Below are 16,500 nucleotides of genomic sequence, written 5' to 3' on the forward strand. Positions count from 1 at the left end.
CCAGCCCCAATGCGGGCGGCAAGCCCAACTAGGTCGCAGTTAATGTCGTGTTGAGGGCTCATCACGACATCTACTGCGACCTAGTTGGGTTAAGCGGCGGGTTAGGGGATGTTGCTCCCCCGGGCCGTGACCCACAGCCGGTACCACTCGGCGCGGGTCATGGCCGCGGCAACCCGGGCCGCTCCGGCGCAGGCACGGATGCGGTCCGGGTTGGCCGACCCGATCACTGGCGCGATCCCGGCCGGATGCCGCATGAGCCACCCGAGGAGGACCGCCTCCCTGGTGGTCCCCTTGGCCTTCGCCATCTCCGCGACGAGCGCCGCCGTGGCCGCCTCCGCCGGTGTCGGGCTTTCCGGCGGAGCTCCGCTGTAGTGGCCCTGGGCCAGCGCCCCGTAGGCCTGCAGGGTGATCCCCTGCCGGCTGCAGAACTCCACAGTGCCGTGCGGGAAGCTGTAATCCAGCCCCTCCGCGTGGTTCACCAGCACGACGCTTTCCAGCCACGCCCGCCTCAGCAGGCTCATTTCCAGCTGGTTGGCCACCACCGCCGTTTCCAGATGATCCTGCAGCGCCTCGATCTGCGGGGCGGACATGTTGGACACACCCACCTCCCGCACTTTGCCTTCCCGCATCAACTGCCCGACGGCGGACGCCACCTCGGCGGGGTCAGCCAGCGGGTCGGGGCGGTGCAGCAGGAGGACATCCACATAGTCGGTCTTCAGCCGCTTCAGGCTGCCGTTGACCCGCTCGAGGATTCCCTCGCGGCTCAGGTCGTAGTGTGTTTCGAGGCCCTGCTCGTTGAGCCGGATCCCGCACTTGGTCTGGAGCCGGATCCGTTCCCGCAGCCCCGGTGTGATCGCCAGGACCTCGCCGAAGACTGCTTCGGCCTTGCCGCCGCGGTAAATGTCGGCGTGGTCGAACAGCGTGATGCCAGCGTCGAGGGCAGCGTCGATTGCGGCGGCCGCCTGGTCCACGTGCTCAGGGGCGTAGGGCTCGGCGGACCAGCTGCCGCCAAGGCCCATGCAGCCGTAAATCAGTTCCTGGTTACGGTTCAGTTCCTGGCCGGACAGGCTTGCAGATTGTTCAGTCATGTCGTCACTCTTTCACTTGTTCCTCCGAAGGCCCAGCAGCAAAAAGCCCCGGTGGCGGCACCCTGTCCGGGCACCGCCACCGGGACGGGATTCATGATGTGGCTAACGAGGCTGCGTGGCCCGGCCTTAGCGCAGCCAGACCGTGGTGTTGCCGGGCAGCAGCTGCCCGCCCAGCGGTGCGCTGCTGAGTAGCACTTCGCCGGCCGGGAGCTCCACCGGCTCAGCACCGAAGTTGGTCACTGACTGCCAGCCGCCGTGGCGGGTGAACTGCAGCACCTTGGGGTTGCCGGTCTCCACCCACTCCAGTTCCTCGGCCGTCTGCAGTTCGCGGCGCAGCTTCAGGGCCTTGCGGTATAGCTCCAGTGTGGAGCCCTCCACGCCGTCCTGGGCGTCCACGGCGTACCGGCCGAACCAGGCCGGCTGGGGCAGATGGGACCGGCCCGCACCGAAACCGAAGGACGTGCCCTCAGTGGCCCAGGGCAGCGGAACGCGGCACCCGTCACGGCCGATTTCCACACCCTTGTTGCGGAAGAAGGACGGGTCCTGGCGCTCCGCGTCGGGGATGTCGGCAACTTCCTGCAGCCCGAGCTCCTCGCCTTGGTACAGGTAGGCCGAGCCCGGGAGGGCCAGCATCAGCAGGCTGGCCGCACGGGCGCGGCGCAGGCCCAGCTCAACGTCCAGTTCCTCGGCCGGTGCCCCGGCCAGCAGCCAGCCCTTGCCGTCCTGGCCCTTGGCGTGCACTCCGCCGCCCATCGGCAGGCCATAGCGGGTGGCGTGCCGGACGACGTCGTGGTTGGAGAAGACCCAGGTGGAGGAGGCGCCGGTGGCCGTGGCCTCGGCGAGGTTCCGGGTGATGATTTCGTGGAACTCACCGGCGTCGAAATCGGCCTGCAGCAGGTCGAAGTTGAAAGCCTGGCCCAAACCTTGGGGGCTGGCGTAGCGGGCGCGGCGGGTGGCGTGCACCCAGGCTTCGGCGACGGCGGTGCGCGGCGGGTTGTACTCGTTGAACACCTCGCGCCATTCGGCGTAGATCTCGTGGACCTCGTCGCGGTCCCAGAACGGGTGCGATCCGTCGGCGAAACCGTCAGTGCCGGTGTTCGCCTCGCTCAGTTCGACCTTGGAGAGCAGCGGCTCCGTGAGGTCCTTGGTGAGGGCGTGCGCCACGTCCACGCGGAAGCCGTCCACGCCGCGGTCGGACCAGAAGCGCAGCGTCTTCAGGAAGTCGTCGCGGATCTCGCGGTTGGACCAGTTCAGGTCCGGCTGTTCCTTGGCGAAGATGTGCATGTACCACTGGCCGGGGGTGCCGTCCGGTTCGGTGATGCGCTCCCAGGCGGGACCGCCGAAGACGGAGTCCCAGTCCGACGGCGGCAGCTCGCCGTTCTTGCCCAGGCCGTCACGGAAGATGTAGCGCTCGCGGGCAGCTGAGCCCCGCGGGGAGGCCAGGGCTTCCTTGAACCATTCGTGCCGGTCCGAGGAGTGGTTGGGGACGATGTCCGCGATGAGCTTGATGCCGGCTTCGTGCAGCGCGGCGGACATTTCGGCGAAGTCCTCCAAGGTGCCCAGCTTGGGGTCCACGTTGCGGTAATCGTCGACGTCGTAGCCGCCGTCGGCGAGCGCCGACGGGTAGAACGGGCTGAGCCAGACGGCGTCGATCCCCAGTTCCTTCAGGTACGGCACTTTGGCTGTGATGCCCTTGATGTCGCCCAGGCCGTCACCGTTCGAATCCGAGAAGCTGCGCGGATAGATCTGGTATACGGAGGCCTGGCGCCACCAGTTGGGATCGGCTGCGAGGTTTGAATCGGACAGGGTTGCCAGAGTGGCGGTGGTGGACAAAGGAGATTCCTTTTCTGGTGTTGGTTGTTCTTTGGTAAAGGGAAAATTGGATGGGTACCGGGATGCTGCGCCCTGCTTGCTTGCGCCCTGCTTCAGTGCGCTGTCCTACTTCACTGCGCCCCGCATGACTCCGGAGAGTACCCAACGTTGGGCCAGGATGTAAACCACCAGGGTGGGCGCCATGGCCATCAGGTAAGACGCGAAAGCGAGGCTGTAGTTGGTGTTGAATTCGCCCTGGAACAGCATCTGCACTACCGGCAGTGTCTGCAGCGCCGGATCCGCAATCAACATCTGCGGCAACAGGAAATCGTTCCAGGAGCCGAGGAAGGCGAAGATCCCGACCGTGGCGTTCATGGGGGCCAGCAGCGGGAAGATGATCTTGCGGAACACCTGCCACGTGGTGGCGCCGTCCATGCGGGCCGACTCCTCGAGTTCCACCGGGATGGAGCGCACGAAGGCGATGTAGAGCAGGGTGTTGAACGAGATGCCGCCGAGGACGTGCAGGAAGACGACGCCGGCGGGGTTGTCCAGGCCGAGGAGTGCCGTCTGCTTGATCAGGGGCAGGATGATCACCGGGAACGGGATGAACATTGCCGAGAGCAGGTAGACGAAGGAGCCCCGGAAGAACCGGTGGTTCCAGTTCCGCGCAATAGCGTAGGCCACAAGGGAGCTGCTGGCCAGCGAGCCAAGGACGCTCAACACGGTCACGAACGCCGTGGACATAAAGGCCCGCGGGAAGTTGGTGGCCACGTAGGCGGCGGCGAAGTTGTCCCAGTTCATCGGGTTCGGCCAGGCGAGCCCCGTGCCGGTGCCGATCTGGTCCGGGGACTTCAGCGCCATGGCAACGGTGAAGTAGAGCGGCAGCAGGACGGTCAACGAAGCGGCCAGCATCAGCGCGGTGAGCCACCAGTTGATCCTGAAGCCCTCGCGGTTGGACCGGCGGTTGTTGCGGGCGGGGGCGTCCGCTGTCCGATGTTTGGAAGCGGCAAGTGTGGATGCGGTCATTAGAGTGAAACCCCCCGGCGCTGGATGAGGCGCAGCTGGATGACGGAGATCAGCAAGGTGATCAGGAAGTAGATGACGGCGTTCGCCATCTGGTAGGAGTAGTCGCCGCCGGTGAAGCCGGAGAAGATGCGCATGGCCACGGACTGCGTTGCCATGCCGGGGCCGCCGCCGGTGAGGCCCACGATGATCTCATAGGTTCCGAGGAACCCTTTGAAGCCGAGGATCACATTGATCACGAGGTATCCCAGGATCAGCGGGAGCGTCAGGCTGAGGAACTGCCGGAAGCTGCCGGCACCGTCGAGGTCCGCGGCTTCGTAGACCTCGGAAGGCACGCTTTGGAGCCCTGCCAGGTAGATGATGGTGGCGCCGGGCGCCGCCTGCCACACCGTGACGAGGACGATGGCGAGCCAGGCGAGGTTCTCGTTGGCGAGGATGCTCGTGGCCAGCGGGGTCACGCCGAACCGTTCAGCCAGCACCGGAAGCGTGTTGGAGAACAGGTAGTTGAACACGAAGGAGACGATCAGGGCGGAAAGCACCATGGGGATGAAGAACACGGTGCGGATGCCGGTGCGCCATTTGATCTTCGCGTTGAGGCCCAGGGCGATGGCGAGGGCCACGACGTTCACCACCACGGTGGTGGTCAGGGCGAACACAAACGTGAAGATGTACGACTGCAGGACGGCGGGGTCCTTGAAGATGTTCACGTAGTTCATCAGCCCGATGAACTTCCAGTCGCCGTAGCCGGCGTAGTTGGTGAGGCTGAAGAAGACGCCCACGAGTGCCGGCAGGGTGATGAAGAAGGCGAAGAGTGCCAGGACGGGCACCACCATCCAGTAATACGTGGGATCGATCCGGCTCTTGGACCGGACGATGCCGGCGGCGGACATGGGGTTGTTGGGTCCTGCGGGAGGGGCTGTCTGGGCCACCCGGGATGTTGTAGTCATTGAGGCTCCTGGAATCGGGTGGGGGTCAGACCGCGGTACGCTCGGCGACGCGGCGCCATTCGTCGTCGAGGGCGGCGAGGAACTGCTCGCCGTTCTTGCTGTACACAAAGGACTGGATGTAGTTGTTCACGGGCACCGACGGCGGGAAGTAGGTGACAGCGCCCTGGAAGTAGCGCGCCTCCTGCACCGCTGCATTCAGTCCGCTGATCTGTGGATTGCTGACGGCAGGAGCGTCCGTGAGCGGTGAGAACGCCGCGTTCTTCTCGTTGTACGTGTTCACCACGGACGGTTCCAGCAGGTAGTTGACGAACCGCTGTGCCGCGGCCATTTTGGGCGTGTTCCGGGTGATGGAGAGCGCCATGTCCACGTTCACGCGGGCCTTGGTGTCCTCCGGGTTGTTGGTCACCGGCAGCGGGAAGCTTCCCAGCCTGATGTTCTTGTTGGCCGCCACAAGCTGTGAAAGCGCCCACGGGCCCTGCAGGTACATGGCCGCCTGGCCCTTGGCGAACGCGGCGTTGCCGTCCGCGTAGTTCTTGCTGGCCGCACCGTTCTGCGAGAACGAGGCGAGCTGGAGCATCTTGGGGAGGGCGGGGCCGAAGCTGTTGGCAAACGACTCGGGGGCATCCTTCGTGATCTTGGCACCCTTGGCGTTGAGCTTCGTGAAGAATTCCCCGACATCCAGCGCACCGCCGGCCGCGTAGTCGAACATGCCCTGGGCGAGGGTCCACGGATCCTTGTACGTCCCATAGATCGGCGCGATGCCGGCGGCTTTGAACTTCTCGCAGGCCGCAACGAAGCCGTCCCAGGTGGTGGGGACTGACACGCCCTGCGCCTCGAAGATGTCGCGGTTGTAGATCACGCCGGCCGCCGCAAGCGAGAACGGCAGGGCACTGGTCTCGGTCCCGTTGTACTGGCCCCAGGAGTTGACGAGCTCCTGCATCTTCGGGTCGATGGTCTTAGCCACGGGCATGCCAGAGAGGTCGGCGAAGATGCCCTTTTTGACGAAGTCGGCAGTGGCCTGGGCGAAGCCGCGGGTCACCACATCCGGCGGATCGTTGCGGACGAGGCCCGGAACGAAGTTTCCCTCGTTGAAGTCCTGGACCACGCGGATGTCCGGGTTCAGCGCCTCGAAGCCTTTGATGACCTCGTTGAAGTAGTCCACCACCTCGGGTTTGTTCTGCATGAACCGGAGCGTGGTAACTCCGTTCTGTGCAGCGGGCGGGGCGCCGCAGCCGGAGAGGGGAACCATCAAGGCGGCCCCGGCGAGGCCGGCGGTCCGGAGCAGGGAACGCCTGCTGAGCAGTGATGCGGGTAGGGCCGCGTTCACAGGGCGGGGGCTGACGTGCGGTGGTGAGTGGGCTGTGCCTGCGGTGCGGGCTGGCAGTGCTTCAGGATGCGGTTCACAGTTGCTCCTTTGCAAAAGGCTGAGTGAAGGGCTGGGAGTAGAGCCTGCAGTCGGCGGCCGTCCGGTCCACGATGCTCTAAGTTTATATGGAATCTAAATTTAGTTCCTCAAGTATTATGTGGTGCAAAGCACAGAGAGGTCAACACCATGTCGGAAATGACGGCGGCAACGCCCCAGCTGCTGCGCCGTGTGAGCGCCGGGGCAGTGCTTGAGTTCATGCGCGCTTCCCAGGCGGTGACGGTCACGGAGGTCATGGAAGCCACGGGACTCACGCGGGCCACCGCCATTGCCGTCTGTGAGGACCTCATGCAGCGCGGCTGGATCAGGGAGCTGGAAAACCAGCGGGCCTTCGGCGGCTACCAGAAGGGAAGGCCGGCGCGCCGGTTCGAGCTCAACGAGCGCGCAGGGTGCGTCCTGGGCATGGACGTTGGCATTTCCAAAGCCACGGTGGTGGTGTCCGATCTCCGCGGCAGGGCCCTGGGCCGGTCCAGCCAGCCGTTCGCAGGTGCCGAGATCTCGGCGGAAGAACGGGTCGCCGTCGTCGACCGGACCGCCTTGATGGCCCTCCACAGTGTCGGTGCCTCCCCCGACTCCGTGCTCGCCGTTGGTGCCGGAATCGCCGCACCCGTGGACCGCAACGGGGATGTGCTGGTGACCCAGCACTTCTGGGGACTGTTCGACGTCGGCCTGAAGGCTGCGCTCAAGGACCTGCACGGCTGGACAGTCCTCCTGGAAAACGACGCCAACCTCGCCGCCCTGGGTGAGCGCTGGCGCGGTGCGGCGGCCGGCGTGGACGACGTCGTCGTGATTCTCGCCAGTGAACGCCTCGGTTCGGGAGTGATCGACGGCGGGCGGCTGCTGCACGGCCGTGCCGGCGGTGCCGGCGAGCTTGCGTTCCTTGACATGGTGGAGGGTGTCGGCGACACCTTCGGCATCGCTGCCCTGGCCCGTGTCTGGGCTGCCGAAGCCCTTGCAGGGAAGGCCAGGACCCTGCTCCGGGAGCACGCAGGCGACGGCGTCGAGGCGGAGCATGTTTTTGCCGCAGCCGCCGCGGGGGATGCCGTTGCCCTGGCAATCCTCGACCGGCTGGCGGACAGGATGGCCAGGGTTATCGGGGCCGTGGCCACCATCATCAACCCCGAGCTGGTGGTGATCGGCGGCGCCGTGGCAAACTCGGCAGGCGTGCTGCTGGGGCCGATCGCTGAACGCCTGCCCGGGTACACCGCCACTCCCCCGGCCGTGGCGGCGTCCCCGCTGGGTGACTCAATCGTGACCGTGGGTGCCGTCCGCTGCGCCCTGGACTTCGTGGAGAAGAACACGCTTGACCTGGAGCTCGCGGCCCCCGCCTAGGCATCGTCGCCCCAAGCAGGCCCGTCCCAGGCCGCCAGTCCAGAAAGCGCGAACGGACACTTGAGGCCCCGGAATCCGGGGCCTCAAGTGTCCGTTCGCGCTGATCCTACTCCGGCATGATCATGGTGCGCAGGTCCAGCTGGCGCAGCACACGGTCCGCGACTTCCGGATCCATGTCCGGTTCGTTCCGGGCGGCCACCACTTCCTGGCGGGCGGCATCGAGCGCAACGGTCTGCACGGCGATGGCCAGTTCCCGCCCGCGCTGGCGTTTCTCGTCCAGGGATTCGTGCCGGAGGCTTCCATCCAGCAGTTCGGCGTGCAGCCTCGTCATCTTTTCCTTGACGAGCGCCACTTTCTCCGGCGGGAGCTCCTTGACGAGGTCGTTGTCCTTCAGGGCGGCGATTGCGGCCTGCTGGGCGCGTTTGGCCAGGACCCGGGCCGCGTCCCGTTCTTCCGAACCGTCGCCGCTGGCCTTCAGGACTTTCATCAGCCAGGGCAGCGTCAGGCCGGGCAGCACCAGTGTGGCCAGCAGTACCGCGCAGGCGATGACCAGCAGCTGGTCCCGGGCAGGGAACGGCGTGCCGTCGGCCAGCGTCAGGGGCAGGGCGAGGGCTAGCGCCAGGGTGGCGAGGCCCCGCATGCCGCACCAGGTCAGGATGAGGACCTCCTTGGCGGACGTGGGCTGCAGGAGGTTCTCCCGCTTCCGCGCCGAGGCCGCCAGCAGGGCCAGCCACAGGAAACGGACCGCAAACACGATGACGCACACCACCACCGCGGTGCCGATCATGCCGTAGATCTCCGTACCCTCGTCGTGGATGACCTGGCGGATCTCCAGCCCCACCAGCCCGAAGGCCAGCCCGGTTACCAGCAGCTCCACCACGTCCCAGAAGGCCGTGCGGGTGACCCGTTCGGCGGCGTCCTGCGGCCGCGAGTGCCGCTTCATCTCCAAGGCGGTAACCACGACGGCGATCACGCCTGAGGCGTGCACCTCTTCCGCCAGGATGTAGGCGGCAAACGGCACCACCAGGGTGACCGCGCTGCGCGCCACCATGGAGGTCACCAGCCGCGTGATCAGCGCCGTGACCCAGCCCATGGCGATGCCGACCAGCACCGCAACCGCAGCCCCCGCCACGAACTTGAGGACGACGTCGGGCCCTACCCTGCTGCCCGAAACGGTGGCAGCCACGGCAGCCTGGAAAATGACGATGGCGGCGGCGTCGTTGAAGAGGCCCTCGCTTTGCAGGACCGTGATGAGCCGCCGCGGCATGTGCACGCGGCCGGCCACGGATTCGACGGCCACCGGGTCCGGCGGGGCCACCATGGCGCCCAGGGCGATCGCGGCGGGAATTCCGATGCCCGGGATCATCAGCCAGGCCGCCCCTGCCACGGCAGCGGTGGACACGACCACCAGGGCCACCGCGAGCATGATCAGCGTGCGCCAGCGGACCCGGAACACGGCCCAGGAGCTGCGCTGGGCCGTCGCGAACAGCAGCGGCGGCAGGAAGATGGGCAGGATCAGCTCCGGCGAGATGTCCATTTCAGGAAAGCCGGGGATGAAGGTCAGCGATGCCGCCAGGATCAGCATCAGTACGGGATAGGGCAGCCGGAGCTTATCCCCCAGACCCACCGCCACCACCGTGGCAAGCAGCAGTCCGATAATCAGTGCCAACTGGTCCATAGGCTCACTTTCCCCGAAGTGGAGGCGCCGCAGTGCTCTGCAGGCGCCTCCTCCCACGATATCGGGTGCGGGCCGGTGGCTACTCCGTGTTCAGGCGGCGGGGCCTACTGCGCCGGCTGCAGCGCCGCTGCGACGGGCAGGGTGCCGTCCCGGAACTCGATGGTGCGTCCGGCGGTTTCCGGCAAGCCCAGGACGGCGGCGGTCACGAGTGCCACGTTGGCCCGTGATGTGGCGGTGCCGGCGGAGGTGTCCGCCGGATCGACGTCGATGAGGCCGTTGCCGGGGCCGTCCGTCAGGGTTCCGGGGCCCAGGATGGTCCAGGCCAGGTCCGTGCCGCGCAGGTGCTGGTCCGCGGCGGCCTTCGCCTCGGCGTAAGCGTGGAAGCTGTTGTCCGCCGGGACTCCGTGGTCCGGTCCGGCGCCGAAGTAGGACACCATGACGTAACGCCCGACGCCGGCTTCCGCCGCCGCCTCCATCGAACGGATGGCCGCGTCCCGGTCCACCGCATAGGTGCGGTCGGGGCTGCCGCCGCCGGCGCCGGCGGACCACACCACGGCGTCCTGGCCGCTGAGGGCGGCGGCGAGTTCCGCCGTCGTCGAGTGTTCAACATCCAGGACCGAGGGCGTGGCGCCCGTTGCCGCGACGTCCTCCGTATGGTCCGGGTTGCGGAAGAAGGACGTGACGTCCTCTCCCTCCGTGGTGAGAATCCTGGCCAGTTCCAAAGCCACTTTGCCGTGGCCGCCGATGATTGCGATGCGCGTCATTGACCCATTCTGTCCCAAGAGCTAAGAGTTGGCACAGATAGGATACTCGCTAGCTGACCGGTCCCCACATGAAGGCATCATGACACAACCCATAGCAGTAAGGCATCGTGCCGCAGCGGTGCCAAAGCCAAGACGAAAAGACATCCAGGGGCTGCGCGCCGTCGCTGTCCTGGCAGTGATCGCTAACCACGTCTTCGGATTTCCTGGCGGCGGCTTCGTTGGCGTCGATGTCTTTTTCGTCATCTCCGGATTCGTGATCACGGGCGTCCTGCTGCGCGAGCATGACCGGCACGGTCGAATCGATTTCGTTGGCTTCTATAAGCACCGGGTCCGCCGGATCATCCCAGCGTCCACCGTGGCACTTGTTGCCACGGCTATTGCCGCCTGGCTGACCTACTTGCCCGGCCGCGCCAATACCACCATCACTGACGGAGTGTGGGCGCTTCTATTTGCGGGGAACTGGCGGTTTGCGAGCAACGGCACCGACTATTGGGCCGCCGACGCGCCTGTTTCGCCGCTGCAGCACTACTGGTCGCTAGGCGTCGAAGAACAGTTCTACTTCGTTTGGCCCGCCATTGTCGCGTTGGTACTTGTTGGTGCCGGCGCGAAACGAGCCGGCGGCCGGGTCCCCCTCGCGCTCACCCTCACGGTGCTCCTGCTTGCCTCGTTCGCGTGGGCGGTCCATGAGACGGCCGCAAGCCCGTCCTGGGCCTACTTCTCCACCTTCTCCCGCGCCTGGGAACTGTGTGTCGGCGCGCTCGTCGCAGTCACGGCGGGAGCATTCGCTCGCATCCCGGCATCGGCGCGCCCGGTGCTGGCGTGGATCGGTTTGGCCGGCATTGCTGCCAGTCTCGCGGCAGTGACCAAGGAGTCGGCTTTCCCCGCGCCCTGGGCTGCCCTTCCGGTCATTGCAACGGCGCTGATCATCATTAGCGGAACCGGCGTTGAGTCACGCGGCATCCGCCCGCTGACCTGCCGGCCAATGACGTACGTGGGCGATATCTCCTACTCCTTGTATCTTTGGCATTTCCCGGTAGCAATCCTGCTGGCGGCATTTCTGCCCGGTGCCGGCCCGATCTACTATCTGACGGCGTGCGCGGCCACGGCATTACTGTCTGTGCTCTCCTACTACTTCGTTGAACAAGCGGTGCTGAAGTCGGCGTGGCTGAATACCCCGCCCGGGAAGACGGCCTCTGCCCGGCTCTCCGCAGGTCAACGGACCGGGCTTTTCGTCGTTGGGGCCACAGCTGTTGCCATACTGTGCCTGGCCATCACCACACCGGCAGCCCCGGGAGGTGCTGGCGCACCAATGGCCTCAACGCCTTCTGTTCCGGGGTCCGCGGATACCGGAGCGCCGGCGAACCAGGCAGCGCTGACTGCCCGACTTGACGCAGCGCTTGCCAGCACGGACTGGCCGGAACTGAAGCCGTCCCTGGATACAATCCTGTCTGACACCCGCCCGGACGAGGACAAAGAAGGGTGCGGAAAGACCGATCTCAGCAAGCCCGACTGTTCGTGGGACACCGGTAAGCGGGAAACGGTGGTTGTGCTTGGCGATTCCACCGGCATCACCCTCCTTCCCACGGTGAGGGCCGCGTTGGAAGACAGCTACAACATACGCGGTATGACCATGGCCGGTTGCGGGGCCACCGACGTGCAGGTCAAGGCGGACAAGCAGGAGTTTACGGAGGAGTGCGCCCGGTTCAGGGCCGAATCAATTGCAGCCATCAACACCCTTAGACCCTCCATGGTGTTCCTGTCCAGCACTTCCGATGTGCTGGACAAACTGGCCTCCGGCATTCCCGAGGAGCAGGCCGGAGCCGAATGGCGGCAAGGCACCGCCAAGGTGTTGAACGCACTGGCGCCGAGCGGAGCCAAACTCTTCGTAGTGTCGGGCCCCCCTGCAGGTAAGCCTCCGGTCGAGTGCGCCACGCGGTCCAGCACACCAATGGACTGCCAGTACGCGGTGCCGCCGAGTTTCACCATTACCGCAAACGCCATGGAGGATGCGGCAGCAGAGGCGGGCTCCAGCTTCATTGACACGAGCGCCTGGTTTTGCTCCGGAAACAAGTGCCCGGCCTTCATCGGAGAAACCCCGCTCAAACGCGACGCCGTGCATACCACCAAACAGTACGCCGCGCTCCTCTCGAAAGTGTTCAAGGAGGCCGTTGCCTCCGGGCGTTAGCGGACAGGGCACCCGGCCGCGGCCGGAGGGGCCGCGCCGGAGAGTGGCACCGGCGTCGTCAGTCCCACAAGTCCCTGCTTGTGCGTAAGCTTGTCGGAATTGGGCGGGCAAGGGCCGGCTCACCTCAATTGATGCACGGCTGGCCATGTGCCCAGCCGATCGGGAGAACGTGAAAAACAACCTGAAGATGTGGGACGTCCTGAGGATGCTCGTCCCTCTGCTCGCCGTACCGTACTTGTTCCAACAGGCCATGCTCGACGGACTCGATCTTAAGGTCTACTGGGCCGCAACCAGGGAGTTGGCCAACGGGGGCGAGCTTTATGCGCCAGGGCTGCCGGGGACCCCCTACGGGGGCATGGCGTTTACTTACCCGCCCTTCGCGGCAGCGATCCTGGCTCCAATGGCGATGCTCCCGGTGGAAGCGGCCCTCGTGATCCAGACCCTCTCCAACTTCCTCATTGCTGCGGCTCTGGGCGCCGGGATAACGCGCTATCTCTTCATCAAGGGCGTAATCCGGGTGCCGCCCGGACTAACGCAGTATCTCCTGACCTCCGCTTTCGTCATGGGCCTGCTTCTCATGCTCGGCCCGTGGCGGAACTCGATGGCACTTGGTCAAATAAACCCTTTGCTGATGGGGCTCATCGTGGCTGACCTGCTCGGTTCAACCCGCCGCCGGCCTAACGGGCTCCTTCCGCGGGGAATCCTCACCGGCATCGCTGCCGGGATTAAGCTCACTCCCCTGGTCTTCCTGCTCTATTTTGTGGTCCGGAAGGACTTCAAAGGCGCCGCGCGGATGCTGGGAACGTTCGCGGCCACCGTGGCGATCATGGCGGTGACAGCACCGTCGTTGTCGCTTCAGTACTGGCTATCGTCGCTGCGGGACACCAATCGTGTGGGAACTCTTTCACGCTTTGAAAACGTCTCCATCCGTGGCTTCATCGCCCGGCTCAGGGTGGACGATGGGCTGGCCTCTATCTTGTGGATCGTGGCGTCACTGGCCGTCATCGGCCTCGGGGCGCTGGCGGTCTACCGCCTGCGGTCGATGGAAGACCACTGGGCGGCGGTGTCAGCGACAGCACTCGTTATGCTGTTGATTTCGCCGGTCTCCTGGAGCCACCACTGGGTGTGGGTGGCAGTCGTGGTCCCGGCTCTTATGGGCCGCTTCGCCAACGAGGGCACGGAACCGTTCCAGTGGCGGAGGTTCCTGGGATCTTGGCCCGGAGTGCTCTCGATGCTGGTGGTCGCCACATTCGCCTTGCAGCCGCCCGAAGCCGCCAAAGTGTCCGGCTCCCCTGAACCGTATGCGGCAATATCAACCATCTCCGAAGTCGTGGTCGAAAGCGGAATCTTTGCAGGCGTGCTCACCTTGTTGTGGTTTGCACTGGCGCGCATCCCAGGCAACGAAGCTCGGATTCCTGGATTCAGCCCCGCTACGAGTATCTGAGGCTGAGGAGCATGGTCTTCAGCTGCGCATATCGTTCGCTCCCCATCCATTCCCGCGCCGCATCTGGCGTGGCGAAGACGGGCTGTTTTTCGGAGTCGAACACGACATAGGCCGACATGACGCCGTTGGGCAGGCGGATCTGGTTGGTGCCGGAACTGTCCTGGGTGGGCAGGAATTCCTGCGCCAGCCTGACGTCCATGAAGTAGTAGGCGGGGGTGCTGTCCGCGGGCTCCGTGGGGTCCGGCATCCCGGGATAGGGGACGGGGAGGATCTGGTCAGCGGCGAAACCGAACTCGGCAGGGTTCCCTGACGTGTCGGTGATGCCTGGTACGGGCGCATGGTCAAGAACAGTGCGCTTGACGCTGCCTGCCGCCCCGTCGCCGTACATCCCGCTGAGGACCCGGGCCACCTCCGCGCCGGCGTCGTCAGTCACCACCGCGACGACGGCCCCGGTCTTTGCCTCCTCAGTCAGGTACGGTCCCTGTTCCGTCCGGACACTCCACTCCCGCGGATGCGAGAACGACAGGTGCCCGTCAGGGAAGACAAAGGTTCCGAGGGCTGCGGGCCGGGCCGGCGCCGCTGACGGTACTGTCGGCGTCGCCGTCGGGTTTTCCGATGCGGTGACGGTCGTGGCCGGTCCTGGCGCGGACGTCACCGGACCGAGGTTGGTGGCCGCCAGCACACCGGCGGTGACTGCGGCAGCTGCCAAGGTGATCACGCCGGCCAGGCGTGCGCGCCGCAGCCTGCGCTCCTCGAGCGAGGTTGCTCCCGCCGGGAGTCGGTCGCTGAACGCGGCAGGTTCGGACAGCATCCGACGAAGCGCCGCTTCACCGTCGGGGGTGGACGGATCGTTGCGCACGGGATCGGTCGCGGAAATCCTGTTCTTGATCGGATCCATTTCAGGCACCCATCCTCTGTGTGATCGATTCTGCGCCCGCAGGCATGTTTTTCCGGAACGCCGCCCGCGCCCGGTGCAGGCGGACCTTGGCGGCGGACTCGCTGCACTGCAGCACACCGGCGATCTCCGCCGTGCCCAAGCCGTCCCAGTAGGCCAGCTGGAGAATGTCCCGGTCTTTCTCCCGCAGACCGGCCAGGGCATCATGCACGGCCAGGTTTTCGGATCCGGCTCCGAAACTCAGGACCGCCGTGGCACGCAGCCTCTCCTGCAGCGCCCGCTGGCGGTCACGGCTCCGATACGCATTACCGATCAGGTTCCGGGCAATCGACAACAGCCAGGCGATCTCGGGGCCCTGCTCGTCAGTTTCTTTCTGCCACACCACACGAAAGACATCGGCAGCGATTTCCTCCGCCACCTCCGGGGATTCCACCCTCCGGCGCACGAACCTGAAAACCGCTGGATAGCTGTCTTTGTGTAACGCGATAAACGCCAGTTCCCGCTCGGAAAGCACGATATCCCCCTGATGAGTAGTCCTGAGCCGCCCTCTATCCGTATTGTTTCCGGACCGCCGCCACCCGTTACGCAAGTCCCAGGAAATTTTCGGCCTTCCCCGGCCGGCTTTGTCCGGGATCACCGCTGCGAGGGAACGTGACCGTTACCGGGCGCAGGCCGCTGCGTGACTACGAACTGCTGTGCCAGGGTCCAGAGGTTGGAAACGGTCCAGTAGATCAGGACACCGATGGGGAAGACGATTCCACCGGCCCCGAAGACGACGGGAAGGATGTAAAGGATCATCTTCTGCTGCATCATGACCGGACCCGACGGCACTTCCTCGGACGGGGTCCTGGCCATGATCAGCTTCTGCGTGAAGAACTGTGCCGCCGTCATGGCCAGGATCATCACGATCGAGAGGGTCCAAACAGCCACCACGTTGCCGCCAGCAGGCGTGCCGTGCAGCAGGGTGGCGGACAGCGGGGCACCGAAAATGCTCGACTCGTCGAACTGGACAACTTGTTCGTGGCTCATGGCGCCAATGCCGGCACCCTTATCGCGGGCCGCCGTGATGCCGGAGAGCACCTGGAAGAGGGCCAGGAAGAAGGGCGTCTGGATCAGCAGGGGCAGGCACGCCGAGAACGGGTTGGTTCCGTGCTTCTTGTAGAGCTCCATCTGCTCCTGCGCCATGGCCTGGCGCGACAGCTGGTCGGTCTTGCCCTTGTACTTGTCCTGCAGCTTCTTCAGGTCCGGTTGCAGGAGGCGCATGCGGCGCTGGGCGTTGACCTGTTTCAGGAACACGGGGATCAGCGCGGCGCGGATGACCAGTACCAGCCCGATGATGGCGAGCGTCCAGGTCCAGCCGCTGGCGGCCGGCATGCCGAGGGTTCCCAGCCCTTCGTGGAAGCCCACGATGATGACGGAAACCAGCCACTTGAACGGAAGCATGATTGCTTCAATGAAGTCCACTGAGATCCCCGTCCGCCAGTTGCTGCAAAGCTACTGCGAATCGTGGCGCTTGTCACGGTGCAGGCCTGCGGCACGTCCGCCCGCTGGACTGGAAGGGAAAACAGGAAAGCCCCCGGAATCTTGAGGATTCCGGGGGCTTGTCCTGTAGCGGTGGGGAGGCTCGATCTCCCGACCTCACGATTATGAGTCGTGCGCTCTAACCAACTGAGCTACACCGCCACGAATGAGAAAAACCTGCATCAAGCCGGTCAAAAACCGCCTTGACACAGGCCCTCATTCAGAGCCCCCCACCGGAATCGATCCGGTGACCTCGTTCTTACCAAGAACGCGCTCTACCACTGAGCTAGGGGGGCAACGAGTAAATACTCTACCGGAAGATTCCGCTCCCAACAAATCGGCGGCGACACAGCTCTGCGGCGCGGATAAATCAGCGGAAAAGCGCGGA

13 protein-coding genes and 2 tRNA genes are annotated in these 16,500 nt (G+C 65.4%); 3 read left to right on the forward strand and 12 right to left on the reverse strand.

What is annotated here, in order from left to right:
- Positions 1–101: 101 nt before the first annotated feature.
- The 5 genes from AC07YR_RS06870 to AC07YR_RS06890 all read right to left on the reverse strand — a co-directional run bounded on the left by AC07YR_RS06870 (position 102) and on the right by AC07YR_RS06890 (position 6,053).
- Entirely contained in the window at positions 102–1,088 is a 987-nt protein-coding gene (locus tag AC07YR_RS06870) for an aldo/keto reductase (RefSeq protein ID WP_494733507.1), read from the reverse strand.
- 126 nt (positions 1,089–1,214) lie between these two features.
- Positions 1,215–2,921: a glycoside hydrolase family 13 protein gene (locus AC07YR_RS06875; protein ID WP_494733508.1), complete on the reverse strand. Its 1,707-nt coding sequence runs from the start codon at positions 2,919–2,921 to the stop codon at positions 1,215–1,217.
- A gap of 105 nt (positions 2,922–3,026) precedes the next feature.
- Positions 3,027–3,926 (reverse strand): carbohydrate ABC transporter permease, encoded by a 900-nt coding sequence (locus tag AC07YR_RS06880; RefSeq protein ID WP_494733509.1) that lies wholly within the window; start codon positions 3,924–3,926, stop codon positions 3,027–3,029.
- Positions 3,926–4,870, reverse strand: coding sequence for a carbohydrate ABC transporter permease (locus tag AC07YR_RS06885; protein WP_494733510.1), 945 nt, complete (start codon positions 4,868–4,870; stop codon positions 3,926–3,928). The genes AC07YR_RS06880 and AC07YR_RS06885 overlap by 1 nt, the downstream gene beginning before the upstream one ends.
- A 25-nt stretch (positions 4,871–4,895) precedes the next feature.
- Complete coding sequence (locus tag AC07YR_RS06890) at positions 4,896–6,053, reverse strand: ABC transporter substrate-binding protein (RefSeq protein ID WP_494733511.1); 1,158 nt, start codon at positions 6,051–6,053, stop codon at positions 4,896–4,898.
- Positions 6,054–6,422: 369 nt separating this feature from the next.
- Here AC07YR_RS06890 and AC07YR_RS06895 point away from each other — a divergent pair, with 369 nt between their 5' ends.
- Positions 6,423–7,625, forward strand: a complete 1,203-nt coding sequence (locus tag AC07YR_RS06895) for an ROK family protein (protein WP_494733512.1) — start codon at positions 6,423–6,425, stop codon at positions 7,623–7,625.
- Between the two features lie 106 nt (positions 7,626–7,731).
- Here the strand turns inward: AC07YR_RS06895 and AC07YR_RS06900 are convergent, their stop codons facing one another.
- Both AC07YR_RS06900 and AC07YR_RS06905 read right to left on the reverse strand, forming a co-directional pair.
- Positions 7,732–9,303: a Na+/H+ antiporter gene (locus AC07YR_RS06900; RefSeq protein ID WP_436058285.1), complete on the reverse strand. Its 1,572-nt coding sequence runs from the start codon at positions 9,301–9,303 to the stop codon at positions 7,732–7,734.
- Positions 9,304–9,407: 104 nt separating this feature from the next.
- Complete coding sequence (locus AC07YR_RS06905) at positions 9,408–10,067, reverse strand: SDR family oxidoreductase (protein WP_436058286.1); 660 nt, start codon at positions 10,065–10,067, stop codon at positions 9,408–9,410.
- Between the two features lie 79 nt (positions 10,068–10,146).
- Here AC07YR_RS06905 and AC07YR_RS06910 point away from each other — a divergent pair, with 79 nt between their 5' ends.
- Positions 10,147–12,252 carry an acyltransferase family protein gene (locus tag AC07YR_RS06910; protein ID WP_494733513.1) on the forward strand — a complete coding sequence of 702 codons (2,106 nt, stop codon included), beginning with the start codon at positions 10,147–10,149 and terminating at the stop codon, positions 12,250–12,252.
- Between the two features lie 169 nt (positions 12,253–12,421).
- Complete coding sequence (locus AC07YR_RS06915) at positions 12,422–13,696, forward strand: glycosyltransferase family 87 protein (RefSeq protein ID WP_436058288.1); 1,275 nt, start codon at positions 12,422–12,424, stop codon at positions 13,694–13,696.
- Here the strand turns inward: AC07YR_RS06915 and AC07YR_RS06920 are convergent.
- The 5 genes from AC07YR_RS06920 to AC07YR_RS06940 all read right to left on the reverse strand — a co-directional run bounded on the left by AC07YR_RS06920 (position 13,683) and on the right by AC07YR_RS06940 (position 16,408).
- Positions 13,683–14,594, reverse strand: a complete 912-nt coding sequence (locus AC07YR_RS06920; protein WP_494733551.1) for a hypothetical protein — start codon at positions 14,592–14,594, stop codon at positions 13,683–13,685. The genes AC07YR_RS06915 and AC07YR_RS06920 overlap by 14 nt on opposite strands.
- A gap of 1 nt (position 14,595) precedes the next feature.
- Positions 14,596–15,105: an RNA polymerase sigma factor gene (locus tag AC07YR_RS06925; protein WP_494733514.1), complete on the reverse strand. Its 510-nt coding sequence runs from the start codon at positions 15,103–15,105 to the stop codon at positions 14,596–14,598.
- 119 nt (positions 15,106–15,224) lie between these two features.
- Positions 15,225–16,055: a membrane protein insertase YidC gene (gene yidC, locus AC07YR_RS06930; RefSeq protein ID WP_494733515.1), complete on the reverse strand. Its 831-nt coding sequence runs from the start codon at positions 16,053–16,055 to the stop codon at positions 15,225–15,227.
- Between the two features lie 145 nt (positions 16,056–16,200).
- A tRNA-Met gene (locus AC07YR_RS06935) sits at positions 16,201–16,274 on the reverse strand.
- A 62-nt stretch (positions 16,275–16,336) separates the two neighbouring features.
- Positions 16,337–16,408, reverse strand: a tRNA-Thr gene (locus tag AC07YR_RS06940).
- Positions 16,409–16,500 lie beyond the last annotated feature (92 nt).

The organism is Arthrobacter sp. GW460-12-1-14-TSB2 (genome assembly GCF_059423525.1).